Origin of the sequence: Shewanella sp. 10N.286.51.B8 (assembly GCF_041469325.1) — a bacterium.
In the GTDB taxonomy this organism is placed as follows: Bacteria; Pseudomonadota; Gammaproteobacteria; order Enterobacterales; family Shewanellaceae; genus Shewanella.
The window spans coordinates 49895-71009 of the sequence record NZ_JBFRKG010000008.1; the positions used below are offsets into that span (position 1 = coordinate 49895).

At 40.7% G+C, this 21115-nt stretch carries 19 protein-coding genes; 4 read left to right on the top strand and 15 right to left on the bottom strand.

The annotated features are described in order from the left end of the window. Window positions 1-89: 89 nt before the first annotated feature. The 11 genes from AB4160_RS04235 to AB4160_RS04285 form a co-directional block, all read right to left on the bottom strand. Window positions 90-1367, bottom strand: coding sequence for a transcriptional regulator (locus tag AB4160_RS04235; protein ID WP_372003684.1), 1278 nt, complete (start codon window positions 1365-1367; stop codon window positions 90-92). Between the two features lie 220 nt (window positions 1368-1587). Next, complete coding sequence (locus tag AB4160_RS04240) at window positions 1588-2412, bottom strand: ABC transporter permease (protein WP_102440250.1); 825 nt, start codon at window positions 2410-2412, stop codon at window positions 1588-1590. Between the two features lie 6 nt (window positions 2413-2418). Next, window positions 2419-3321 (bottom strand): ABC transporter ATP-binding protein, encoded by a 903-nt coding sequence (locus tag AB4160_RS04245; RefSeq protein ID WP_102440249.1) that lies wholly within the window; start codon window positions 3319-3321, stop codon window positions 2419-2421. 6 nt (window positions 3322-3327) lie between these two features. Next, window positions 3328-4710, bottom strand: a complete 1383-nt coding sequence (nosD, locus tag AB4160_RS04250; protein WP_102440248.1) for a nitrous oxide reductase family maturation protein NosD — start codon at window positions 4708-4710, stop codon at window positions 3328-3330. 110 nt (window positions 4711-4820) lie between these two features. Further along, window positions 4821-5321, bottom strand: a complete 501-nt coding sequence (locus AB4160_RS04255) for a nitrous oxide reductase accessory protein NosL (protein WP_303502687.1) — start codon at window positions 5319-5321, stop codon at window positions 4821-4823. 105 nt (window positions 5322-5426) lie between these two features. Further along, window positions 5427-6374 carry an NrfD/PsrC family molybdoenzyme membrane anchor subunit gene (nrfD, locus tag AB4160_RS04260; RefSeq protein ID WP_303502688.1) on the bottom strand — a complete coding sequence of 316 codons (948 nt, stop codon included), beginning with the start codon at window positions 6372-6374 and terminating at the stop codon, window positions 5427-5429. A 1-nt stretch (window position 6375) separates the two neighbouring features. Continuing rightward, complete coding sequence (locus AB4160_RS04265; RefSeq protein ID WP_102475886.1) at window positions 6376-7083, bottom strand: 4Fe-4S dicluster domain-containing protein; 708 nt, start codon at window positions 7081-7083, stop codon at window positions 6376-6378. A 67-nt stretch (window positions 7084-7150) separates the two neighbouring features. Further along, window positions 7151-7789: a nitrite reductase gene (locus tag AB4160_RS04270; RefSeq protein WP_372003687.1), complete on the bottom strand. Its 639-nt coding sequence runs from the start codon at window positions 7787-7789 to the stop codon at window positions 7151-7153. A gap of 178 nt (window positions 7790-7967) precedes the next feature. Continuing rightward, window positions 7968-8741, bottom strand: a complete 774-nt coding sequence (locus AB4160_RS04275) for an FKBP-type peptidyl-prolyl cis-trans isomerase (protein ID WP_372003689.1) — start codon at window positions 8739-8741, stop codon at window positions 7968-7970. 74 nt (window positions 8742-8815) lie between these two features. Further along, complete coding sequence (locus AB4160_RS04280; protein WP_372003691.1) at window positions 8816-9247, bottom strand: rhodanese-like domain-containing protein; 432 nt, start codon at window positions 9245-9247, stop codon at window positions 8816-8818. An 85-nt stretch (window positions 9248-9332) separates the two neighbouring features. Continuing rightward, a complete protein-coding gene (locus AB4160_RS04285; protein ID WP_303460435.1) occupies window positions 9333-11360 on the bottom strand; it encodes a cytochrome C in 2028 nt (675 codons plus the stop codon). A 507-nt stretch (window positions 11361-11867) separates the two neighbouring features. On the opposite strand from AB4160_RS04285, the gene AB4160_RS04290 reads away from it, so the two are divergent. The 4 genes from AB4160_RS04290 (at window position 11868) to AB4160_RS04305 (ending at window position 15666) form a co-directional block, all read left to right on the top strand. Continuing rightward, the gene (locus tag AB4160_RS04290; RefSeq protein WP_303502690.1) at window positions 11868-13847 is read left to right on the top strand and encodes a heme lyase CcmF/NrfE family subunit; all 1980 of its coding nucleotides are present in this window, start codon (window positions 11868-11870) and stop codon (window positions 13845-13847) included. Further along, complete coding sequence (locus tag AB4160_RS04295) at window positions 13844-14320, top strand: cytochrome c-type biogenesis protein CcmH (protein WP_241903470.1); 477 nt, start codon at window positions 13844-13846, stop codon at window positions 14318-14320. Before AB4160_RS04290 ends, AB4160_RS04295 begins: the two co-directional genes overlap by 4 nt. Further along, on the top strand, window positions 14313-14897 hold the full coding sequence (locus AB4160_RS04300; RefSeq protein ID WP_102436891.1) for a TlpA disulfide reductase family protein: 585 nt from the start codon (window positions 14313-14315) through the stop codon (window positions 14895-14897). The genes AB4160_RS04295 and AB4160_RS04300 overlap by 8 nt, the downstream gene beginning before the upstream one ends. 190 nt (window positions 14898-15087) lie before the next feature. Beyond that, entirely contained in the window at window positions 15088-15666 is a 579-nt protein-coding gene (locus AB4160_RS04305) for a nucleoside triphosphate pyrophosphohydrolase family protein (RefSeq protein WP_102436893.1), read from the top strand. 87 nt (window positions 15667-15753) lie between these two features. Here AB4160_RS04305 and AB4160_RS04310 read toward each other — a convergent pair whose 3' ends face one another. From AB4160_RS04310 to uvrD, 4 genes are all read right to left on the bottom strand, one after another. Further along, the gene (locus tag AB4160_RS04310; RefSeq protein ID WP_303502691.1) at window positions 15754-16770 is read right to left on the bottom strand and encodes a hypothetical protein; all 1017 of its coding nucleotides are present in this window, start codon (window positions 16768-16770) and stop codon (window positions 15754-15756) included. A gap of 127 nt (window positions 16771-16897) precedes the next feature. Continuing rightward, window positions 16898-17794 carry an alpha/beta hydrolase gene (locus tag AB4160_RS04315; protein WP_102436897.1) on the bottom strand — a complete coding sequence of 299 codons (897 nt, stop codon included), beginning with the start codon at window positions 17792-17794 and terminating at the stop codon, window positions 16898-16900. Window positions 17795-17829: 35 nt separating this feature from the next. Beyond that, window positions 17830-18720 carry a 4-hydroxybenzoate octaprenyltransferase gene (gene ubiA, locus AB4160_RS04320; protein WP_102476510.1) on the bottom strand — a complete coding sequence of 297 codons (891 nt, stop codon included), beginning with the start codon at window positions 18718-18720 and terminating at the stop codon, window positions 17830-17832. Window positions 18721-18836: 116 nt separating this feature from the next. Then, window positions 18837-21005 carry a DNA helicase II gene (gene uvrD, locus AB4160_RS04325; RefSeq protein WP_102476511.1) on the bottom strand — a complete coding sequence of 723 codons (2169 nt, stop codon included), beginning with the start codon at window positions 21003-21005 and terminating at the stop codon, window positions 18837-18839. Window positions 21006-21115 lie beyond the last annotated feature (110 nt).

The following is a 21115-nucleotide window of genomic DNA, read 5'->3' on the forward strand; positions in this document are numbered from 1 at the left end:
TAAAAAGCCGACTATTTTAGTCGGCTTTTTGTTTACCCCCATTATTTCTTCGCACTAAAACTCAATTATTCAGTACGCTAAACTAATGGCTAGAATTGTACTTTCTCATATTTAGACCAAGCTACAAGTCCATCCATAAAAGGGAATATCCATACAGCGGTATTCTCAGTGGAATGCACTCTAAAGAAAATCAATTCGGTTTCTTGAATATCCATTCGACGAATTTCACGGTAAAAGCGCATTGCCGACGGGGTAACGAAGTCTGGCTTTATAAACTCTTTTTGAGCTATTTTGCTATAGAAAACGTCAACCTCATAATCGCCAATGGTTTGTTCATATTGATTAAACGTACCACGGGTTTTCCATTTAATTGGCGTCGTACTGCAATCTTCGTCAGTGATGCAGATCGTGGTATAGATTTGGCCACTCTTTTCACCGTCATAGACAAGTGAGAGACTAAAATCACCACGGATAAGCTTCTCACCTGCTGCGGGAAAATACACGTCAGCATGGTAATGATGCTCGATAATATTGCCAATGCTATCTTTTGGGATCAGCACTCGATTAAATCGAATACGTTCTTCCATTTTTTTAGTTAACGGTACAAATTCACGCATATTCAAGCCAGCAGGCTCTGGAGATAGCGCATTGATATTGATAATCCCAACACCATCACAATCATCTAATGAATAACCAGGACAAGCAGCAAATGAATAATTGTTGCCATTGGTCAATGCAAAAGCACTAAAGCCCTTTAATCCTTGGACAAAGTTACTTTCAGGCGCAATATGTTTCTGCCACTTAGATTTATGCAGTTGATCAGTATCGTTTTTGTATAATAAAGTTGCGCTTTCTTCTAAGCCACCAATATTAATCTCAACTTGCTTGTCACTGCTCCAAAATGCGGTATTTTTAAGGACTTTATGGTACTCACATTGATACCAAGCAAGAATGATTAATCCAATAACAAATAACGCACCAGCAATTTTCACCATCACACTGACATCTAAAAAAGCAGCTCTAATCGTACCGGAGTCAGTTAAAGAAACCATTTTCACATGGCTGCGTTCATCAATATGAAGCTGGTAGCCACGTCTTGCGACAGCTTTTAAATGAATCTCAGAGAAAGGTTCTAATTTACGGCGTAATGTACTAATACACTGCGTTAATGAAGTAGGCGCAACCACCCTATCAGGCCATCCTTCCGCCAATAGGTGCTCTTTTGTCCAGATTTCTTCGCTATTATCTAATAATTTAATTAATACTGCATTTTCAGAAAAAGTCAGACTGGTTTTCTCATCATTAAGATGATTAATCAGCTGCTTGGCTGAAGTATCGAGTGTTAAATATGAAGTAATTTTTAGCACTGCCTGCACCTAAAGTTTTACTATTGAGTCAATTGAAATCACATGAATCATAATTCATATCTTATCAAAAATATGTGATTACCGACTCAGTCTTAAAATATTTTAAAATCAGATAATACAAACACTTATATAGATATACCTCAAAATATATTTTTGTTAATTACTGCTATTAACATTGTGAATGAATAACCATTTCATTCTCTAAAATTAAGCATTGCAGTTAAAATATTTTCCGATGAAATAAACTTTGTGAAATCAACATCATTACCCCAACCCATATTGTTAATGCGATATACAAGTTAGACAGAGGAAATTGAACTAACGACGATAAACTACTGCTAGTATCCTGTTGAGGGGCAGCAACTAACATCAGAGCGCGGAAAATGTCACTTGGATTAAGCAATATCATTACCTGTAAAAGTTGACTAGAAAGCTCCACAGTTTCCGCTACCATAAGTGTGAGTAAAATAAGGTCGTAAACCAATACAACCGCTACCCAAATAAACAATAAAATAGCAATGGCTTTAGCTTTTTCAGCCACCTGCAAACTCACCACATAACCCACTAATACAAAGCACATACTCAGTAAAATACTGCTAAACACTAAATGACAGAACAACGGCAACAATAATGACAATTCAGTGCCAGTAAACACATGAATAAGTGCAGCTGTTAATCCAAAAGAAAATACAATAGTGCAAGCTAGCACAGTGATATGGCCAACAAACTTACCTAATAATATCTGACTGCGGCTTAAAGGGTATGACAATAGCAACAGCAAGGTACCAGACTCTTCTTCACCAATAAAACTGTCATAACTCAACAAAATAGCCGTTAATGGTAAAATAAATACTCCAATGGAACTTAGACTGGCCATTAACATTGGCAGCTCTGGAACAGCTAACTCACCCGTGACAACTGAACCTGAAAATGAAATTATTAAGGATAAACTAGTTAATATCAGACCGATAAACACAACCCAACGATTACGAAAGTTGTCTTTAATTTCTTTACTGGCGATGGTTAAAATAGGTGTAAACATCATAATTCCTCAAGCAACGTTTTGCTGACGGTTATTCATGCAGTGATGATAAATATCACTTAAACCAGGTTCTTCAATAGAGAAGTTATAAACGCCACAATGCTGCGTGAGATACTGCATGACTCTTGGCTTATCTACCTGATGAATCAATAATTGATTATTCACAGCCAATGTATTTAAAAACTCATCCTCTGCTATCGCTTGATTAATTTCCTCTCCTTTAAACAACACTTTTAAGTCTGTTAATTGGCGCAACGTCTCTACACAGCCAGAGGCTAATTCCATGCCGTTAGCCATAATAAAAGCACGATCAATATTATCTTCAACAACTGCCAACTCATGGGTACACACTACAATGGCGCAACCTTGGCGTTTGAGTTCATCAATCTTTTGATACATAAACAGTGAGGCCTGTGGATCAAGTCCAACTGTAGGTTCATCAAGTAATAAAATATCAGGAGATGACAATATTGCTTGGGCAAAACCTAGACGCTGCTTCATGCCTTTTGAATAGCTTTTAACCGGATTATCTTGCGCATGCTCAAGGCCAAACTCTTCGAGTACTTGTAGAACTTTTGATTTATCAATCCGCTTTAACGCGGCAAAATAATTCAACACCTCTTTGCCGGTGAGCTTTTCATATAAACTGATATTTTCAGGTAGGTAACCTAGATTGATCTGACGGCGATCTTTCTCATGAGTCACCGTTTTACCCATCATGGTAATTTGGCCCGATGTGGGTTTTACTATGCCTAACAGCATTTTTATCAGGCTAGATTTACCTGCACCATTATGCCCCAGCAATGCTAACGTTTCCCCCGCATGTACCTGTAAACTGATATTGCCTACGGCAGTAAATTCACCGTACTGTTTAATGAGGTTCTGAACCTGAATAACTGAATTTCTTGGCATAAAAACCTACTTATTTAACGAATGCTCAGAAGGCTGAGTTGTTGAAACTATGTTTGAATTTACATATGAATAATCTGCTAGTTCAGCGGCATAACCAATATTGGAATTTGCAGTCGGACTCATCATTGGAAAACTATCCATCACACCTGCTTCCGGCATAATTTGAAATTGCTGCTGAGTCCAGCGCAGCAAAGAAGCCACAGGACTTTTCAATAAAAAATGCGCTTCAGGATAAAGCCAATACAAACGATCTAAATGATCGCTTGGCTGATAAGCTTGCTCGCTAAACCCATCACCTGTTCGATCCCAACCGATAAAACCGCTCCAATAATTCCCTTGTTCTTTATGACTCCATTCAACAATCGTATCGCCGACATACTTCACATGAGCTTGATTATTAATAAACTGGTTACGATATATTTGATTGCCTTCGCCGCCCATCGCCATATAAATACCAATTTCGCTATTAGCAAATTCATTGTTATAAACACGGTTATCACGGGCGCCATAAATGAACATGCTTTTACCTTCATCGCCCGTTGGCATTTTAGGGTTTGCATTAACGATATTATTCACATGATTGGCTTGAACGTCTGAGTCATTGGTCATGTTTAGCAACACACCAAATATCGCAGCACCATTAACTTGATTATGATGTAGATTAATCCGCTTAGAGTTCATTAATGCGTAACCACCATCGACTTTTGTGGCTGCATTATTAAAGGCTTCGTCATCTTCGGTATACATGTAATGAATACCGTATTGCTGCTTAGAAAATTGATTATTGGTGACTAAACTGTGTTTACCTGATTCTAGATACACGCCATCTCTTACATCTTTAATTACATTGCCATTGATAACAGCATGATCCACACGTTTTAGATAAATACCATCGCCTCTATCCAATACAAAGCGTTCAGCATCGCCGCTAATCAGGTTGTGAGAAATTTCAATATGATGGCTATTATCGGCGCGAATGCCAAAGCCATCGCCAGTGAGTACATTGTCAGCGATCACAATGTTTGTCATGCCATCATTAATCAATATGCCTGCATTCAGTTCATATTGATCGTCTCCCCAATTGAGAATGTTTAATTGCTTAATATTGACGTCATTACTGGCAATCGTGATGGCGCTACCTTGACCTTGAGCATCAATAATTGACCTGGGATGACCGATTAATGTGAGGGGCTTATTAATAATCGCATTACCAAGATAGGTTTGATTACTCAAAGCAATGCGGTCATGAGCACTCGCGTCGTCAATAATCTCTTGCAATAAAACAGATTTGACTAGTGGATTAACATTTATTTCCATTGAATCAGCAAGCGTAATAGGTGCAGTAAATACACCAATAATCCACCACCAAATCAATACAAATTTACCCATGGAGTTTCTCACTTTCATCTAACCAATTATCTGAATTTGCTTAGCTAATGACTTTTAATAAATTAAAAACATTAATACTTTACCAAGCTAGCACCTTTGTTTTTATAGGCTTAATGATGGCTCATATTCTCGCCTAATAATTCAATGGTAATGTCGTCAAACTTCAATACAGCCCCACCAAACTCACGGGCAAAATCTTGCGCTGCTTGTTCAGTACTAAATGAGGCTACAGCTGGGCCCATCACCGCTTGTCGACTGGTGCCATAAACATATGTCGCTGTTTTACCGTCAATAAAGAATTCATCTTTGGGATTATCCCAGTCTGTTTTGGCCATATCATGCACCCAAACTTGGTTCACCTGACGGGTATTTTCTGGCTGTAACAAAAAGCTGAACATGTCTCGTGTTGAGCAAAATGATGGGGCATTAGCGACATTATTCAGCTTTAATTGGCCTTTAGGCCCAGGATATTTGGTGATTATCATGCCGCACATATGACAGCGATCATGCTCATGAATTTGGTGAGCATGACGGTCAACTTCAGCCACTATGTTTTCGGGAGTACAAGCAAATAAAAATGGCACCAATAATAAAGATAGTATTTTTTTCATATCAATTTCCAACTGAAACACTGGGTAAATCATTCATATTAAAAAGAATCACCCTCAAAAATAACTAAGGGAAGTCATGTGGCTTGAGGGTGATTCTGGCAAACGTTAAATTGCGTATGTTTGTCCTGCATACAGGATAAACATGCGTAAACACATCATGCCGCTAATGGCACAAAATCCTGATAAGTAAAATGCTTTAGCTGAATGGCTAAAGGTTTTACCTGTGGCGAAGTTAAGCAAGATAGGCCCTAAGAACCCAACACCTACAACACCAATCCAGAATAGATTTGCCCATACACCAGCTGTAAATGCTTCAAAAGCTGATTGCGCACCAGCATTACCCGTTGCAAGCGACATTGCGATCATGCAGATAAACAAAATTTCAGCAATCATGATTGGCCATTCAGCCCCATGAAGGATTTTAAGTTCACTGCTGTGCATGTCTTCTTTGAACAAGAATACCGACAACATTTTTGATGCAGCCGCACCTGCTGAGACACCTGACGCTATAAATAGCGCTGGTAAAACTGCAGTATTAATCAGTGGGAAGCGGATTAACGCTGAAATCAAGAAACCGGTATAAGCACATACAGATGCCGCTAAAATTAATGCTGTCACTTCACAAGGTTTGCGAACTGGTTTAAGCATATTAATAATAGGTAGCAAGAAGCTTAATGCTGGAATCGATTTGATTTCATCTTCAAAGGCATAAAGACACAACACTGCCGTAAGTGGGATGTACACACATAAAGCGATAACCCCTACTGACATCACAGATGTGAAGTTGTAGAACACCAAGATACGCCAGAAGAACAATGGGTTGGTTAAGTCTAAAACCAGACATAACATACCCAGTGCAATCGTCACAAACGAGATTAAGCTGGCAGCTTTATACAGTGGGGTAGTTTCAGTTTGGCCTTTAAAAAAGCGAATTGCTAAAGCAACCACTAAAGAACCGCCTGAAATACCGGCTAAGAAAAGGTAAACAGCAATTGGCCAAGGCCATGCAACCCCTTCAGATAGCCCCATGGTAAACTCCATTGAACCGTCCATCTTATACCCCCAACTTAACAACTGGAATGTAACGAAGGCTTGGTTCAGTACCAAATTGAGGCTTCATACGCACAGAGTCTTTCACCGCTAATAATTTATTAACGTATGAGGTTGGATCGTTAGCATCACCAAAGATCAACGCATCATATTTACACTGTTGTACACAAGCTGGTAACTCACCTTTTGATAATTTGCTGTTTAAACAGAAATCGCAATTATCAGCCACATCAGTTTCTTCATTAATAAAACGTGCATTGTATGGGCAGGCGCCAATACAGTATTTACAACCTGCACATTTACTTGCGTCCATGGTGACGATCCCTGTTTTAGGATCTTTATGTGCCGCACCTGTAGGACATACACTGACACATGGCGCGTTTTTACATTGCTGACAAGAAACACGAACAAACTTACGTTCGCAGTTACACTCTTCTTTGCCACAATGTGGACATGCTTGCCCTTCAACACCGCCAGATTGATGTTCCATCAACATTCTTGATTTGCCGTCAGGTAAGTTATTTGCGACATTACATGCCTCTTTACACTCACCACAACCGACACATTTATTTTGATCAAACACCATAACGTAATGAGGTTTGTTAGCATCTTCGTTGTCATCTTTAACTGAAGTACAGCCCATAGGGCCCAGAATTAAAGAAGCAGCTCCAATACCTTTTAGAAACCTCCGTCTTTCTATATTTTCACTCACAACATCCTCCCTAGTGCAGCTATCGCTGACTGGTATTTATTGGTTCGCTGCAAATTCAAATGACGAATCATCGACTCAATTCATCTAATTTAAATTCGGCTTTCATAATTGCGTTATTAATAGATTGTCTATTAAAAGATTGAGTTTGATTGGATAGTAAGATGCGCCAGTGATCTATCGCGTCAACATATTCACCCTTAAGGTAAGCATCTGTTGCGAGTAGCAATCTGGTATTAAGCTCATCACGTTGAAAACTCAACGCTGTATCAATGACCATTTTGGTCTCAGGTAAAAACTGACGACTATCTCGGTAATACATTGATGTCGCTTTTATGCCTAATAACTCAGCATCAGCACCCACTAGCTCAATTAACTGATCTAGCGTCGTCACAGAGTCAGCATATAAACCGCCTTCTGCATATGATTGTGCTAACGAAATAAGCGCTAATTCATTTTGTGGTTGTTGCTGAACTTGATCTCGCCCTTTAGTAATACTGGCTGCAATCAAGTAATCCACCGATTCATCTGCCTGACCTTTATCCCAACCTTGGAAATGTCCTCCACTAGCATATATAGATAACGAAAAAATCAATACAGCGACTGACATCCATAATGGACTTTGATAAGAACCAGCAAGCTTAAATTCATCATATTTAAGGCAATGCTCGCCATTGTTACCGTCAGCCACTTTATTGGCTTGTTTCATCACAGTGCTGCTCAAATTACGGTTATATACACTGTGATGAAACCAGAAGAGTCCGATAAATATACTCAGACATACTGCTATACCTAAGACCAGAATATTCATAAGTGTCTCTTCTTTCTTGAATTTAATTAATGAGTTATCACCAAAATTTCAATGACAACTTGTTGTTAGTAAAAGCTTAGTGAGAGCCCATCATGCCGTTCATGCCCATACCTGTTAGGCCCATACCTTTTGCGTTTTCACTCGGTGCTTCAGACTTAACTAATTCCACTTCAAAAATTAATGCGGTATCACCAGGAATATCACCAGCACCGTCTTTGCCATACGCTAGCTCAGATGGAATGGCAAAACGAAAGGTTGAGCCTTCAGGCATCAAGCGTAAACCTTCTTCCCAACCAGCAATGGCTGTCAGTAATGCAAAACGAACTGGATCTGTCGTTTCATCAAATACAGTCCCATCAACTAATGTGCCTTTGTACTTCACAGTGACCACATCTTCAGGGTTAGGTTTTCTGCCTTCACCCATTTTTATCACTTCATACTGCAAGCCAGAACCCGTCACCTTAACGCCATCTTTCGCTTTGTTTTCAACTAAGAAAGCATCACTGGCTTTTTTACTTTCAAGGGCAATTTGTTGCATTTTTTGGCTACTCAATAAATTAAGTAGTTCACTTCGATCGTTTAAGTAAGTCAGCACATCTTCATCAGACATTTTTTGTTCATTCTTAAGCGCATCAATCACACCATCAATCACCAATTGAACATTAATTTGAGCGCCAAGCTCCGTTTGGTTATAAATTTGGCTTGATAGGTAATGACCAATAGAAGCGCCCATGCTGTAAGACTGTTTTTCAACATCGCTTTCTACGTTTTGAGCAGCAAAACTGCCTGCTGATAAAACCAATGTCATACACGTTGCAATGGCTAAGGTACTTTTCTTTAATAATTTCATTTGGCACTCTCTCTTGGAAAATAGATTGACCCAGCGACAACACATCATCAGGTCTTAAATAGGTAATAAAATGGTTAAGGTAATTCTGTTACTCTTCCTGACAATCGCCAGCCGTAAATTCCATCGGCCATATGTCTAACCCCTGTGTAACCTAGTTTTACTGTTTCTCGTGCAGCCATCGCACTTGAAGTACATAAAGTGTTAGCACAGTAGAACACCATCACCGCATCCTTATTTTTTGGAAGTAACTTTTTCCAGTTCTTAACGTTGAAGTACACCGCACCAGGGATAAACCCTTCAGCCCATAACTCCAATGTGTTTACATCAAAAAAATAAACATCTTCATTGCCCACTAACGACTCAGCTTCACGCATTGAAATCGGATTAAGCTGAATGTCATTAATAGGAATTGGAATGAGATCCCCACCCGCACCAGCAAACACTTGTGCTTGCACTGCGACGAACAACCATACTGAAATCAAAATCTTGCTAAGTAGTTTTTTCATGGTTTTCTCTCAAAATATCTCGGCATCGGCTGACGCCGAGTTATTAAAAAATGGCTACTCACATACGTGAGTAGCCATTAGGGTTTTACATTTTTTTACCATTAATAATGGCTTGAGCTTGAGTCACGTAAGTGAGTGCTGCATCAATACGTTTATGGGTATAACGCGCACCATGGACACCCCAAGAACCATCTTTTTCAAGCAGCGTCACTGCATCTTGTGCTTTATCAGCCAATAGAAGAACTTGTGATTTATCTTCAACAGATAACTTAGTCACTTCTAATAATTGGTCGATAGTGTCAAGAGCGCCGACAACTTGAGCGTAAGTTTCTTTGATAGGCGTTTGGAACTTCATCACTTCGCCGTAGATCTCTTGTTGATCTTCGTAGTGTAGGCTTGGATCAAGTTCTGATTGGAACTGACTGTGACAACCTTTACCATTAACGACATTATCATCAGAGATAGCAGTACGAGCACAAGACCACATTAAATCTAAGTAGTTATTACCATTAGCATTCTTCGCAACAGTCCAACCTTTCACAGTAGATTCACGAGGTTTGCCTTCTGGTGGGTTCAATGTCTTCTGAGTTGGGTCGATTTCAATCTTCCACATGTGCGACTTACGAACCGCGTCGAAACCAGCTTGATCAGGGAACTGCATTGCGGTGAAGTTTTCACAACTGCCCATGTTAGGCATGTGACAACTTGTACAGCTTTGGTCGCTATGAGTCTTAGTGTTTGCTGCGATTTCAGCTTGCGCTGCGTGACAGTCAGAACACTCTTTCTTCATTTTCGGTTTGGTATAACCAGACTTCCAATCGTTGCTTGTAACTTCATGTGGATCATGACAGGTCGCACAACGCATGCCTTTTTCATAATGCATAGAAGCGAACATTTGCGAACCTTCAGTACCACATGATGGACATGCAGACTTCATTTTCACACCAAAAGCATACTCAAGTTTATCTTGGCCTTCTTCAGTATCAGCTAGCTCATCAACGAAGTTAAAACGTTGGTGACAACGTTCACAATTCGAAGGCATTCCGCCGCCATTACCACCATCGAGATGACCACCTGCTCCGTGACATTCTTCACAAGCAATACCTTTAGAAATGGTATGTTCTTGTAGTTTTTTAGGGTCACCTAAAGCAGCTAAGTATTCATCTTTAGTTTCGAAGTCGAACTTGAAGCTATGACACACTTCACAGTAAGAGCTTGCAGGTTGGAACAACATTTCTTTTTCATACTTCGCACCGTATGAGCTCATGCCCACTTGGTGAGAACCACTTGGACCAAATGCTTTACCATCGTTAGTTTCAGGAAATTCTGGGATAACTGCGTTAATTTTGGCAGCCATTTCAGGCGTTAACCATTCAGCCCAACCACGTGAGAATTGGTTACCACCAGCGACCATTTTACCGCTGCCATCTCTCAATAAGCCGTCACGAATATGGTAAGTACCACGGACTAACCATGCATCAATGAAGCCGTATTTAGTACGTGGTGTACCCACAGTTGCGTAGATCATGTCAGGCGTAATACCATCAGCCAAAATAGAGGTATCTTTGGTGTTGTACATGGTCTTGTTCAAATCGTTATCCACTTCTGGATGTTCACCAGGGAAACGAATTGTTTTAGAGTGACGAGAACGATTCCATGCTTCGTATTGAACAGCATGACATTCACCACATTTTTCAGGTCCAACAAACTTGTTTGGATAATCAAGAATTGATTTAGCACCTAAACGATATTGAACAGCGCTTGGACGACCCACACGTTTGCTATATTTAGGGCTATTACCTGTATCTAAATACTCTTCACCACGATCACTAATGTGGTAATCACCCACTAAGTTACCTTCTTCATGGTATTTAAATACTGGATGGTTCTGGAATAAATAATCAAAAAGTTCTTTTTCTTGAACAATATAATCTTGTAGCGTTTTAACGCCTTTTGATTCTTCATCTCCATTTGGATTTGAAATAACTTTCTGTGCTGTCTTACCCATTTCTGGCAAACTATTATACTTGCCACCAGCAGCTGTTGCATTGCCAACAATGCCAAGACAAACTAGCACACTTAGTGCTGCTATCTTGTATTTAGCCTGTTTCATTGTCCCACTCCTAATCATCATTATTTTATATGTTGCAGTCGAACCTGGCAGTTCAGCTAGCGATATAATTAATTTGAGCAAGACTAAGTTTAAAGATAAAAACCAATGATTTGTTGATCTAGATCACATCATAAAACGCCTCAGACCTAACAAAACCTAAAAACAATATTAACCAATAAAAACAACAATATAATTGTATTTTTATTTTTATTTTTTATATAAAAATGCCATTTTTTATCTATGAAAAATCATAAATATGTTTTTTACAAAATAAAAATATCTCAATATTAAAATTAGCAAAATTATTAAGATCAACCTCACAGAAAAATATCCTCAACATAGATAACCTTCAGTTGCTTCTTATTTAATTGATGATATAAGTCGCTAGAAACAAGTCGTTTAAAGACAACAAAACGTCTAATTAATATTGATATAACTTTCTCATTAACAAAATAGATTTATTTGATATTAATTATCAACCCCTCCACACAATATATAGGTAATAATATGATCCCAGAGATTGGACATTTACTGTTAATAATAGCCGCTGCGTTATCATTATTATTAGCCGTTATTCCTATGGTAGGTTTATATAAGCGTAATGCTTATTTAATTAGCTATTATCGCCCTATCAGTAATATGATGATTAGTGCTTTTTTAGGTGCGATTATTTGTTTAGCTATTAGCTTTATTAGCAATGATTTTTCAGTAGCCTATGTCGCTGATCACTCTAATACTCAGTTAGCGACTTTCTATAAAGTCGCTGCTATTTGGGGCAGCCACGAAGGCTCAATGTTATTTTGGGTGAGTGCTATCGCGTTATGGACGGTTATTATTGCCAATACTCATAACAATGAAGCTGATCATGCTTTCTTTATCCGAACAATTTCAGTGCTAGCAGCTGTTATCTGTGGCTTTAGCTTATTCATCATTTTCACCTCAAACCCATTTGTTAGGTTATTACCCAACTTCCCTATCGAAGGTCGAGACCTCAACCCTATCTTGCAAAACATTGGCTTAATTATTCATCCACCGTTATTATTTCTAGGTTACGTTGGTCTCACGGTGTGCTTCGCTGCGGCAGTTGCTGCACTCATGGGAAAACAGTTCACACAACAGCATGTGCGCTATTTACGTCCTTGGGCTATTTTGGCGTGGGTTTTCTTAACAGGGGGTAATGCGTTTGGTTCTTGGTGGGCATATAACGAACTAGGCTGGGGTGGTTGGTGGTTTTGGGACCCGGTTGAAAATGCCTCTTTTATTCCTTGGCTAGTTGCCACTGCATTAGTCCACTCAGTGGTGATGACTGGACGCTTCGGACAATGTAAAAAGCTCACCTTGTTTCTGGCTATTTTAGCATTCTCATTAAGCTTACTGGGCACTTTTATCGTACGCTCAGGTGTGGTGCAATCCGTTCATGCATTTGCTGCGGATCCAACTCGTGGTATGTCAATACTGCTATTGTTGGTACTGTTTTCTGGTAGCGCCTTAGCACTTTTTGCCACTCGGGCTCAATATATACAATCTACCGATAAGTTTGCCTTAATTTCACGCAATAGCTTGATATTAATCGGCAACTTGTTACTGGTTATTGCAGCTTTATCGGTACTACTAGGTAGTTACTATCCGATTATTTACCGAGTTATTACTGGCGTCACCATCTCTGTAGGCGCTCCTTATTTCAACAGTATTTTTGTCCCTATCCTGGTACTACTCAGCTTATTAATGGGGCTAGCCCCTCTACTGCGTTGGCAACAAGATAGCGCTAAGAATCTGAAAGTGCCTGCGTTTTTGCTAGGTATCTCAATCGTATTAGCAGCAATCATCAACAACTCATTTGAACAAGCAAATGCTTGGTTCTTCATCGGTTTAATGTCTGTGACTTGGTTAGTGCTCACATTGATCATTGCCATGATCCAGCATCAACTTCATACCAGTTCAATAACACAGACTCGTCGATTTTATGCTATGTGTGTCGCTCATCTTGGCGTCGCAGTGGCTATTTTTGCAGGCTCTGTTGTATCAAACCTTGAGCAAGAAGAAGTGTTGAGCATGGGCCCTAATCAAGGGCGAACACTAGCAGGTTATACCTTCGTATTTGAAAACACCCAGCAAGTTTCAACCAACAGTTACGATGCGCTACAAGCCAACATTCGTATTATGGATGAGGAAGAAACGACGGTAGGTTATGCCTACCCGCAACGTCAAACCTTTAAAACTAACGGCATGCAGATGTCTGCAGCAGGAGTCTATTCAACCTTAGGTAAAGATTTATATGTCTCAATGGGCAACCAGCTCAACGACACAGAGTATTTAGTGCGTATCAGTTACAAACCTATGGTGAATTGGTTATGGATTGGCGCAATCTTGATGATGTTAGCAGGCGTATGGGTTGTCATAGCTTGCCGTGACAGCACTGCATCAAAACACTCACCATGTCGCACTAATGATCAGAAAACATCTCGACTAGAGGAGGCAACCTCATGACCCCATTCTATCGAATGCTCCACCGCATGTTCAGCCCTATTTCAGTGGCCATATTAACCGTGTTATTGATATTTAGCGTGCAAAATGTCACGGCTTCTGAGGCATTATCCCACCGAAATTATTCTGCTGATGAAAAACGTCAACTTGGTTTTGAAATTGCCCAAGAACTGCGCTGCCCAGCATCTGATAATCGCAGTTTATTTGATTCGGAAACCCAAATAGCAAACGAGCTTAAAGGGCACATATTTCAAAAACTCGATCAGGGTCAATCCAAACAAGAAATCATTGATTTTATGGTAGCCCGTTTCGGCGAACGAATCCGCTATCAACCTAGCCTGCACTCAGGCACGTTAGCTTTATGGCTCATCCCAATTGGGTTGTTTTTTTTCACAATAATCGGTGGTATCGCTTGGATTATTAAACAACCCCAAACGCCAATTAAACTCCATTTAAACGAGAATGAATATGAATAAATTAATGCCAATCACGTTACTGCTTTTAACTGGCTGCGTTACTTTTAATGCTGCTGCAAAGCCTGTGGATGTGAAAGTCTATGAAACGGGTGAACAAATAGAGAAACCTATGGTGATGTCGCGTTTTGTTGAGCTGCGAAATGCGCGCAAAATTCAAGACATTGACTTTAGCGATCAGCAACAAAACAAGGTCAACCTAGCACAACACCACGGCAAGCTAGTCATGGTGAACTTATGGGCAACTTGGTGTGCACCGTGTATCAAAGAAATCCCAGCGATGCAGGCAATTAAAGAGCGAAATCAAGATAAAGACTTTGCACTTGTGCCAATTTCTATTGATGAAAATCCAGATGATATAAAACCCTTTTTCGAACAACATGGTTTTGATAATTACGCGACTTGGATTGATCCTGACAAGAATGTTGATTACATCATGCCTGCAGATTTACTGCCTGCTAGCTTTATTTTAGACGGCAAAGGAAACCTAGTCGGCTTTGTTCGTGGATACATTGATTGGACAGATGAAGGTATCCAACCTTATTTAGATGGTCTGATTGAAAAATACGCCCATCGATAATTAATTTGAAAGTTTCATCATCACAAAAGGTTGTCTATTAACCTCCGCCTAACATCCCTGATTCATCCTAGGCGGTTTTTTTTATTCACAAACGGTGTCCCTGTGCAATTGGGCCGCCGTTTATCTTGAACAAGCCCTGTCAATTCATTACCATATTCGCCTATTTACTACTTTCTAGGCTTAATAAATAATGAAGTTATCTGTTTTAGACCAAACCATTTTTGACCACTTGTACCGTGATATCAAAGAATTTCGCAGCACCTTTGATTTACCTATCGAAAATGCATCAAGTCTAGATGACAAAGCCGATACCCTGCACACTTCACTTATCATTGAAGAGCTCACAGAGCTTGCTGAAGCGGATTGCCGCGTTGAACAAGCTGATGCCATCGTTGACTCTGTTTACGTATTAATGGGCCGTTTAGTCCACTTAGGCGCAGCAAAAGTTAGTGACCGTCTAGAAATTAGTTATTTAATTGATTTATTACTGTCTGTTGCTAAAAACCGTGAAGTTAACTTCATTGAATGCTGGGATGAAGTTCACTCTAGCAACATGAGTAAAGTGTGTCGCAATGAGCAAGAGCTGAATGAAACCATTGCTCACTATGCTAAACAAGGTGTTGAAATCGTGGGCAGCACTAAGGGTGAATTCATCATCGCTAAATGCGCTAAAGATGTTGAAATGGCCGGTAAAGTGGTTCGCCAAGGTAAGGTATTAAAATCCGTTTATTACCGCCCAGCTGATCTCGAAAAATTAGTAAAAAACTAAACAACCACTAAATCAGTTGTTAACCAAAAAATGCGTCCACAGTGGACGCATTTTTTTATGGGTTACGTTTAGTGTAAATATGAATTTTTAAGCCGCTTCAGACTGCTCAATATCAGTTAGTGCCGCGACCACCTTTTCAGGTTCAGCCACATTAATATGCACCACAGTAAGCTTTTCAACTAACTGCCCTAACCCACCAAAATACCATTGTGGCACTTTAAAACGGATAGTGAGATTAGTCTGCTCGCCTCGCCCTATTGATAGTTCATCATCGGCAACTTTTTTGGCCACTTGATTCACTGCAACCGCTTCAATTTCGTTAATGTCGATCGCCATAAAGCCCCAAATGGCATTATTAACCACTAACCTGTTACGAATTCGATACATGGAATAACGGCGTGATATACGATAATTTGCCACCAGCATCACCAAGGTTAAACTGATGATTGAAGGAACAATAATCGCCGCTAACTCACTCCAGTTAACCAAAATCATATAGCTGGCAACACAACTAGTGAAACAACCGATAAGCATTAATAACAAATGCCAAGGCTTGGCACTCAATAACTTAATGTGGCTAATGGCAGTGGGGTGATTGCGTGAAAACCATGGGATAGCGTAATACCAGTTAGTCGGCTCTCCAGCGACGATGAAGGCGATAGACAAAGCCTTTTCATCTTCATCTGCGTACACCTCAACCGCACTCACTCGGGGGTCGCCCTTGACCTTTCTGACCTTCAACAAACCGCGAATGATAGTGAAAACCAGAAATGATTCAATGATCAACAACACCCCAATAATGGGGTACTTTAACCAAGCTACAAACTCAAAATAGTCGGCGATATCTGCCGGAAAGCTCAGCCTCGCCACCAAGCTGCTGGTACTTAAAATAATAATCAGCTTCCACCATTTCTGGCTGCCTTTTTTGATAATGCAGTACCAATATGCCAACGGTATTAAGCCAAAGTAGCCGATAGCGATAAGGCTTAGTCTTAGCTCGTCATTAGCAGTCGCTAGGGATTCTGGGGTTAACTGCACGCCAATAGTAAACAGTACTATCGCAAAGGCTAAAAACAGCAGTCGGTACTTAACTATGGGTCTCATATAACAATCCTTGTTATTGTTCTATAACTTAAAATTATGTTTATAACTTATGTTTATGGCTTATGTTTATGGCATATGTTTATGGCATAAATGTCTTATTTTTTGATAGAACTATTATTGCGCCTAATCAGTGACCACTAACCCCCGTTTTAGCATCAAACAGCCAGTCTAAGCCATAGATCGCCGACATCGGAAACGCCATACTGTGATTGGCTACAGGCATTAGCATTAACTTGGCATTGATACCTGAACCATTAGCTGCAGTTAAGCGATTTTTTTGTTGTAGCAGCTGATAAAATGACTTGGCATCTGCCACCATATCTTGCCCAAACTCGCTGTTTTCTGCCGTTTCTAACTCTCCGACACCAATAAATACATTGGCATTTATTGATTTAGTGATAAATTCCGGCTCGCGAAATTGCTTTAGTAACTGCTGGTTATCAAACCAAAATGGCGGACTCGCCAGTACATAGTTATTAAATAATGCGGGCTTATTACGTAAGATATAGGCGCCAAACAAGCCCCCTAACGCATGGCCAACATAGGTGTTTTGCCATGGCTGAGTGCGATAATGCTGATTCATATAAGGGATAATTTTATTGGCAAACAACTGCATGTGGCGCTGGGCCTCACCAGTGGCTTGGGTTCTGTTAGTATCAACTGACGGGGTGTAATCACGCATACGACTTGCTGCGGGGCTGCGGCCTTGCTGTCCTGATACTGCCACTAAAATAGCCTGCTGCATATCAGTACGGTCCATAGACAAACGAGTCACACCCGAGACCACTTGCAAGCTGTACACAGCATCAGTCATATAAATAACCGGATAGCTTTTTAGCTTATCAATTTGGTTATAGCTATTGGGCAGTTTGATATAAAGATTATAGGTGCGATCGCTATCCTCTACCTCAACCACTGTGGTATTCGGTATGGTAAAGCTTGCAAACGCGGCGGGCACCGCGCTTAAAAAGAGGCTACAGCATACGATACTGCGAAAAAGTATCATAAAGCGAGAAATGGTCATCAGCTATCCTTGTTGATGTAATTTTTCGCCCTATTCTACGCACTTATTGAAGAAAATAAATAATCTGCGCTCAATGCCATAAATAAAGCAAATCCGGCCCAGTTATTATTTAGAAAAGCCTTAAAACATGGCGCGCGTTCGCGGCCATAAATAAGCCATTGCTGATAACTGCTAAAGGCAATAAAGGTGCTAATGCCAATGCCATACAATAACCCACGTTCAGCAGACCAACCGGCCATAATAAAACACCCTAGGGCCGCTAACTGAAACGCGGCAATCCATTGGCGGTCGTATCGGCCAAATAAAATGGCTGTGGATTTAATGCCGACTTTTAAGTCATCATCTCTATCAACCATGGCATACATGGTGTCGTAAGCTACCGTCCAACACCAATTGGCAACAAATAACCACCAAGCTTCCATGGGCACATAACCTAGCTGCGCAGCGTAGGCCATAGGAATTGACCAGCTCCACACTATGCCTAAAAACATTTGCGGCATATTGGTTACCCGTTTCATAAACGGGTACATGATGGTTAAGATAATGCCGACAACCGATAGTTTTACCACTAGCGGATTTAAAAATAATACTAAGCTAAACGCGATTAATGCCATCACCACAAATAATATCAGCGCTTCCTTACTGCTGATTTCACCTGAGGCTAAAGGCCGCATCTTAGTGCGCTCAACATGGGCATCAAGTTTTCGATCTGCAAAGTCGTTAATCACGCAACCACAAGCACGCATAACGACCACCCCTAGCATAAAGATGATCAACACCTTCACATCAGGCATGCCACCCGCTGCAAGCAATAACGCCATTAAACACGGCCACATTAGCAACAAGGTACCAATGGGCCTATCAAGGCGCGTTAAGCGTTTATAAACCGATATTTTTTGTTGTAACGTCCATGAGACTGCTGACATGGTTTACTTCACTCCTGCAGTTGAAGTTGTATCACTTCTTATTTGTCATCTCGCATAACCCACGAGTGACTTTATTATTTCGCTTAGAATTATGTCCGCTCTAGTAAAAAATTACCCTAACACGCTTCAAGTTTTGCCAATGAAACCAGTAACCATTTGCTACCAAAGTCTGTAAAACTGACTTGAACACGCGCTTTATCTGCTGTGCCTTCAAAATCTGTCACTATGCCTTGGCCAAATTTAAAGTGTTTTACTTTTTGACCCACTTTAAAGCCACTGTCATTGGCAATAGATTGTCTTGGCACATTAAAACGGCTGCTCATTTTAGGCGCTGACACTGACGCTTTCATGCGAATTTCTTCAACATACTGGCTGGGGATTTCACCAATAAAACGCGATGGACTGGCATAGTCCTCACGGCCATAAATGCGGCGTGACTCAGCATAACTGATATACAATTTTTGCATCGCACGAGTCATGCCTACATAACAAAGACGGCGTTCTTCATCTAAACGATCACCTTCATCTAATGCCATTTTACTTGGAAAAATACCTTCCTCAACCCCAGCCATAAACACCACTGGGAACTCCAAGCCTTTAGCTGAATGCAAGGTCATTAGCTGCACGGCATCGGTAAACTTGTCTGCTTGGCCTTCGCCCGCTTCTAATGCTGCGTGAGATAAAAAGGCATTTAGCTCGCCCATATCTTCAAGTTCTTCTGGCATTTCAAAACTGCGGGCAGCGGTGACCAGCTCATTTAAGTTTTCGACTCGTGATTGGGCTTTTTCGCCTTTTTCGGCTTCGTACATAGCCCGTAGCCCTGAACGGTCAATGACCTTGTCGGCCATACCATATAGACTCATATCGGCAGTATCAGTGCGCATGCCAATCACTAAATCCATAAAGCCATTCACGGCATTGGCAGCGCGGCCAGTAAGGACTTTTTCTTCAATTAAGCGCAAGCTTGCCTGCCACATAGTCATTTCTTGCTGACGTGCGGTTGAGCGAATGATATCAAGGGTACGATTACCAATACCGCGAGTTGGGGTGTTAACCACCCGTTCAAAAGCAGCATCATCATTTTGATTATTGATAAGACGCATATAACCCATGGCATCTTTAATCTCTTGGCGCTCGAAGAAACGCAGGCCACCGTAAATTCGGTAAGCTAGCCCTTTATGGAGTAAGGCTTCTTCTAATACTCGCGACTGGGCATTGGAGCGGTATAAAATGGCACACTCTTCTAACTTGCCGCCGTTATTTTGCCACTCAGCCATTTTGCCAACAATAAAGCGCGCTTCATCCATTTCATTAAAGGCGCAATAAACCGCAATAGGCTCACCCGCATCGTCTTCAGTCCACAGTTTTTTACCTAAACGCTCAGGGTTGTTGGCAATTAGATCATTGGACGCATTAAGGATATTGGCTGTGGAGCGATAGTTTTGCTCCAGCTTAACCGTGGTGGAACCTGGGAAATCGGTTAAGAATTTATGTAGATTCTCAACTTGGGCACCGCGCCAGCCGTAAATAGATTGATCGTCATCGCCAACAATCATCACATTGGCTTCTTTGCCTGCCAGCACTCGGATCCACGCATATTGAATGGCGTTGGTATCTTGGAATTCGTCCACCAAGATATGCTTAAAGCGTTCTTGATAATGGGCTAATACATGGGGTTTATTGAGCCATAATTCATGGGCGCGCAATAAAATTTCAGCAAAATCAACAAGGCCAGCTCGGTCGCAAGATTCTTGATAAATTTTATAGATGTTTAATAAATTTTGCTCAATAGGAAAGCCACCCGCATCGATATGCTTTGGGCGTAAGCCTTGGTCTTTTTTGCCATTAATGTAACCTTGGCACTGACGCGGCGGATATTGCTTGTCATCTAAATTGAGACTTTTAAGAATACGTTTTAATAAACGTAACTGATCGTCAGAATCAATAATTTGGAAGCTTTGCGGTAAATTGGCATCTTTAAAGTGAGTGCGCAGCAAACGATGGGCTAAACCGTGGAAAGTACCAATCCACATACGGCCCATGTTACTGCCAACCACTTTCTCAACCCGCTCACGCATTTCTGCCGCGGCTTTATTGGTAAAGGTTACCGCAAGGATAGAGTATGGACTTTGTTGTTCGACCTGCATAAGCCAAGCAATACGATGGGTTAATACCCGAGTTTTACCACTGCCTGCTCCAGCTAAAACTAACATGCTTGAAAGCGGTGCGCCCACTGCTTCACGCTGCTTTGCGTTTAGGCCGTCTAATAATGATGATACGTCCATTGGTCCTCCCAAAAATCAAGCTGGAAGTATACCAGTTCCTAGGCGGCTGCGACTAGGAACTGTAACGGATTCTTTATGGGGATTTTATTGTGATGACTTGTGAGCTAAGT

Excerpts from the sequence above, each read along its gene's own strand:
- AB4160_RS04240 (WP_102440250.1), bottom strand. The coding sequence starts at position 2,412 with ATGATGTTTACACCTATTTTAACCATCGCCAGTAAAGAAATTAAAGAC.
- AB4160_RS04245 (WP_102440249.1), bottom strand. The coding sequence starts at position 3,321 with ATGCCAAGAAATTCAGTTATTCAGGTTCAGAACCTCATTAAACAGTAC.
- nosD (WP_102440248.1), bottom strand. The coding sequence starts at position 4,710 with ATGGGTAAATTTGTATTGATTTGGTGGTGGATTATTGGTGTATTTACT.
- AB4160_RS04255 (WP_303502687.1), bottom strand. The coding sequence starts at position 5,321 with ATGAAAAAAATACTATCTTTATTATTGGTGCCATTTTTATTTGCTTGT.
- nrfD (WP_303502688.1), bottom strand. The coding sequence starts at position 6,374 with ATGGACGGTTCAATGGAGTTTACCATGGGGCTATCTGAAGGGGTTGCA.
- AB4160_RS04270 (WP_372003687.1), bottom strand. The coding sequence starts at position 7,789 with ATGAAACAAGCCAATAAAGTGGCTGACGGTAACAATGGCGAGCATTGC.
- AB4160_RS04275 (WP_372003689.1), bottom strand. The coding sequence starts at position 8,741 with ATGAAATTATTAAAGAAAAGTACCTTAGCCATTGCAACGTGTATGACA.
- AB4160_RS04280 (WP_372003691.1), bottom strand. The coding sequence starts at position 9,247 with ATGAAAAAACTACTTAGCAAGATTTTGATTTCAGTATGGTTGTTCGTC.
- AB4160_RS04285 (WP_303460435.1), bottom strand. The coding sequence starts at position 11,360 with ATGAAACAGGCTAAATACAAGATAGCAGCACTAAGTGTGCTAGTTTGT.
- AB4160_RS04290 (WP_303502690.1), top strand. The coding sequence starts at position 11,868 with ATGATCCCAGAGATTGGACATTTACTGTTAATAATAGCCGCTGCGTTA.
- AB4160_RS04295 (WP_241903470.1), top strand. The coding sequence starts at position 13,844 with ATGACCCCATTCTATCGAATGCTCCACCGCATGTTCAGCCCTATTTCA.
- AB4160_RS04300 (WP_102436891.1), top strand. The coding sequence starts at position 14,313 with ATGAATAAATTAATGCCAATCACGTTACTGCTTTTAACTGGCTGCGTT.
- AB4160_RS04305 (WP_102436893.1), top strand. The coding sequence starts at position 15,088 with ATGAAGTTATCTGTTTTAGACCAAACCATTTTTGACCACTTGTACCGT.
- AB4160_RS04310 (WP_303502691.1), bottom strand. The coding sequence starts at position 16,770 with ATGAGACCCATAGTTAAGTACCGACTGCTGTTTTTAGCCTTTGCGATA.
- AB4160_RS04315 (WP_102436897.1), bottom strand. The coding sequence starts at position 17,794 with ATGACCATTTCTCGCTTTATGATACTTTTTCGCAGTATCGTATGCTGT.
- ubiA (WP_102476510.1), bottom strand. The coding sequence starts at position 18,720 with ATGTCAGCAGTCTCATGGACGTTACAACAAAAAATATCGGTTTATAAA.
- uvrD (WP_102476511.1), bottom strand. The coding sequence starts at position 21,005 with ATGGACGTATCATCATTATTAGACGGCCTAAACGCAAAGCAGCGTGAA.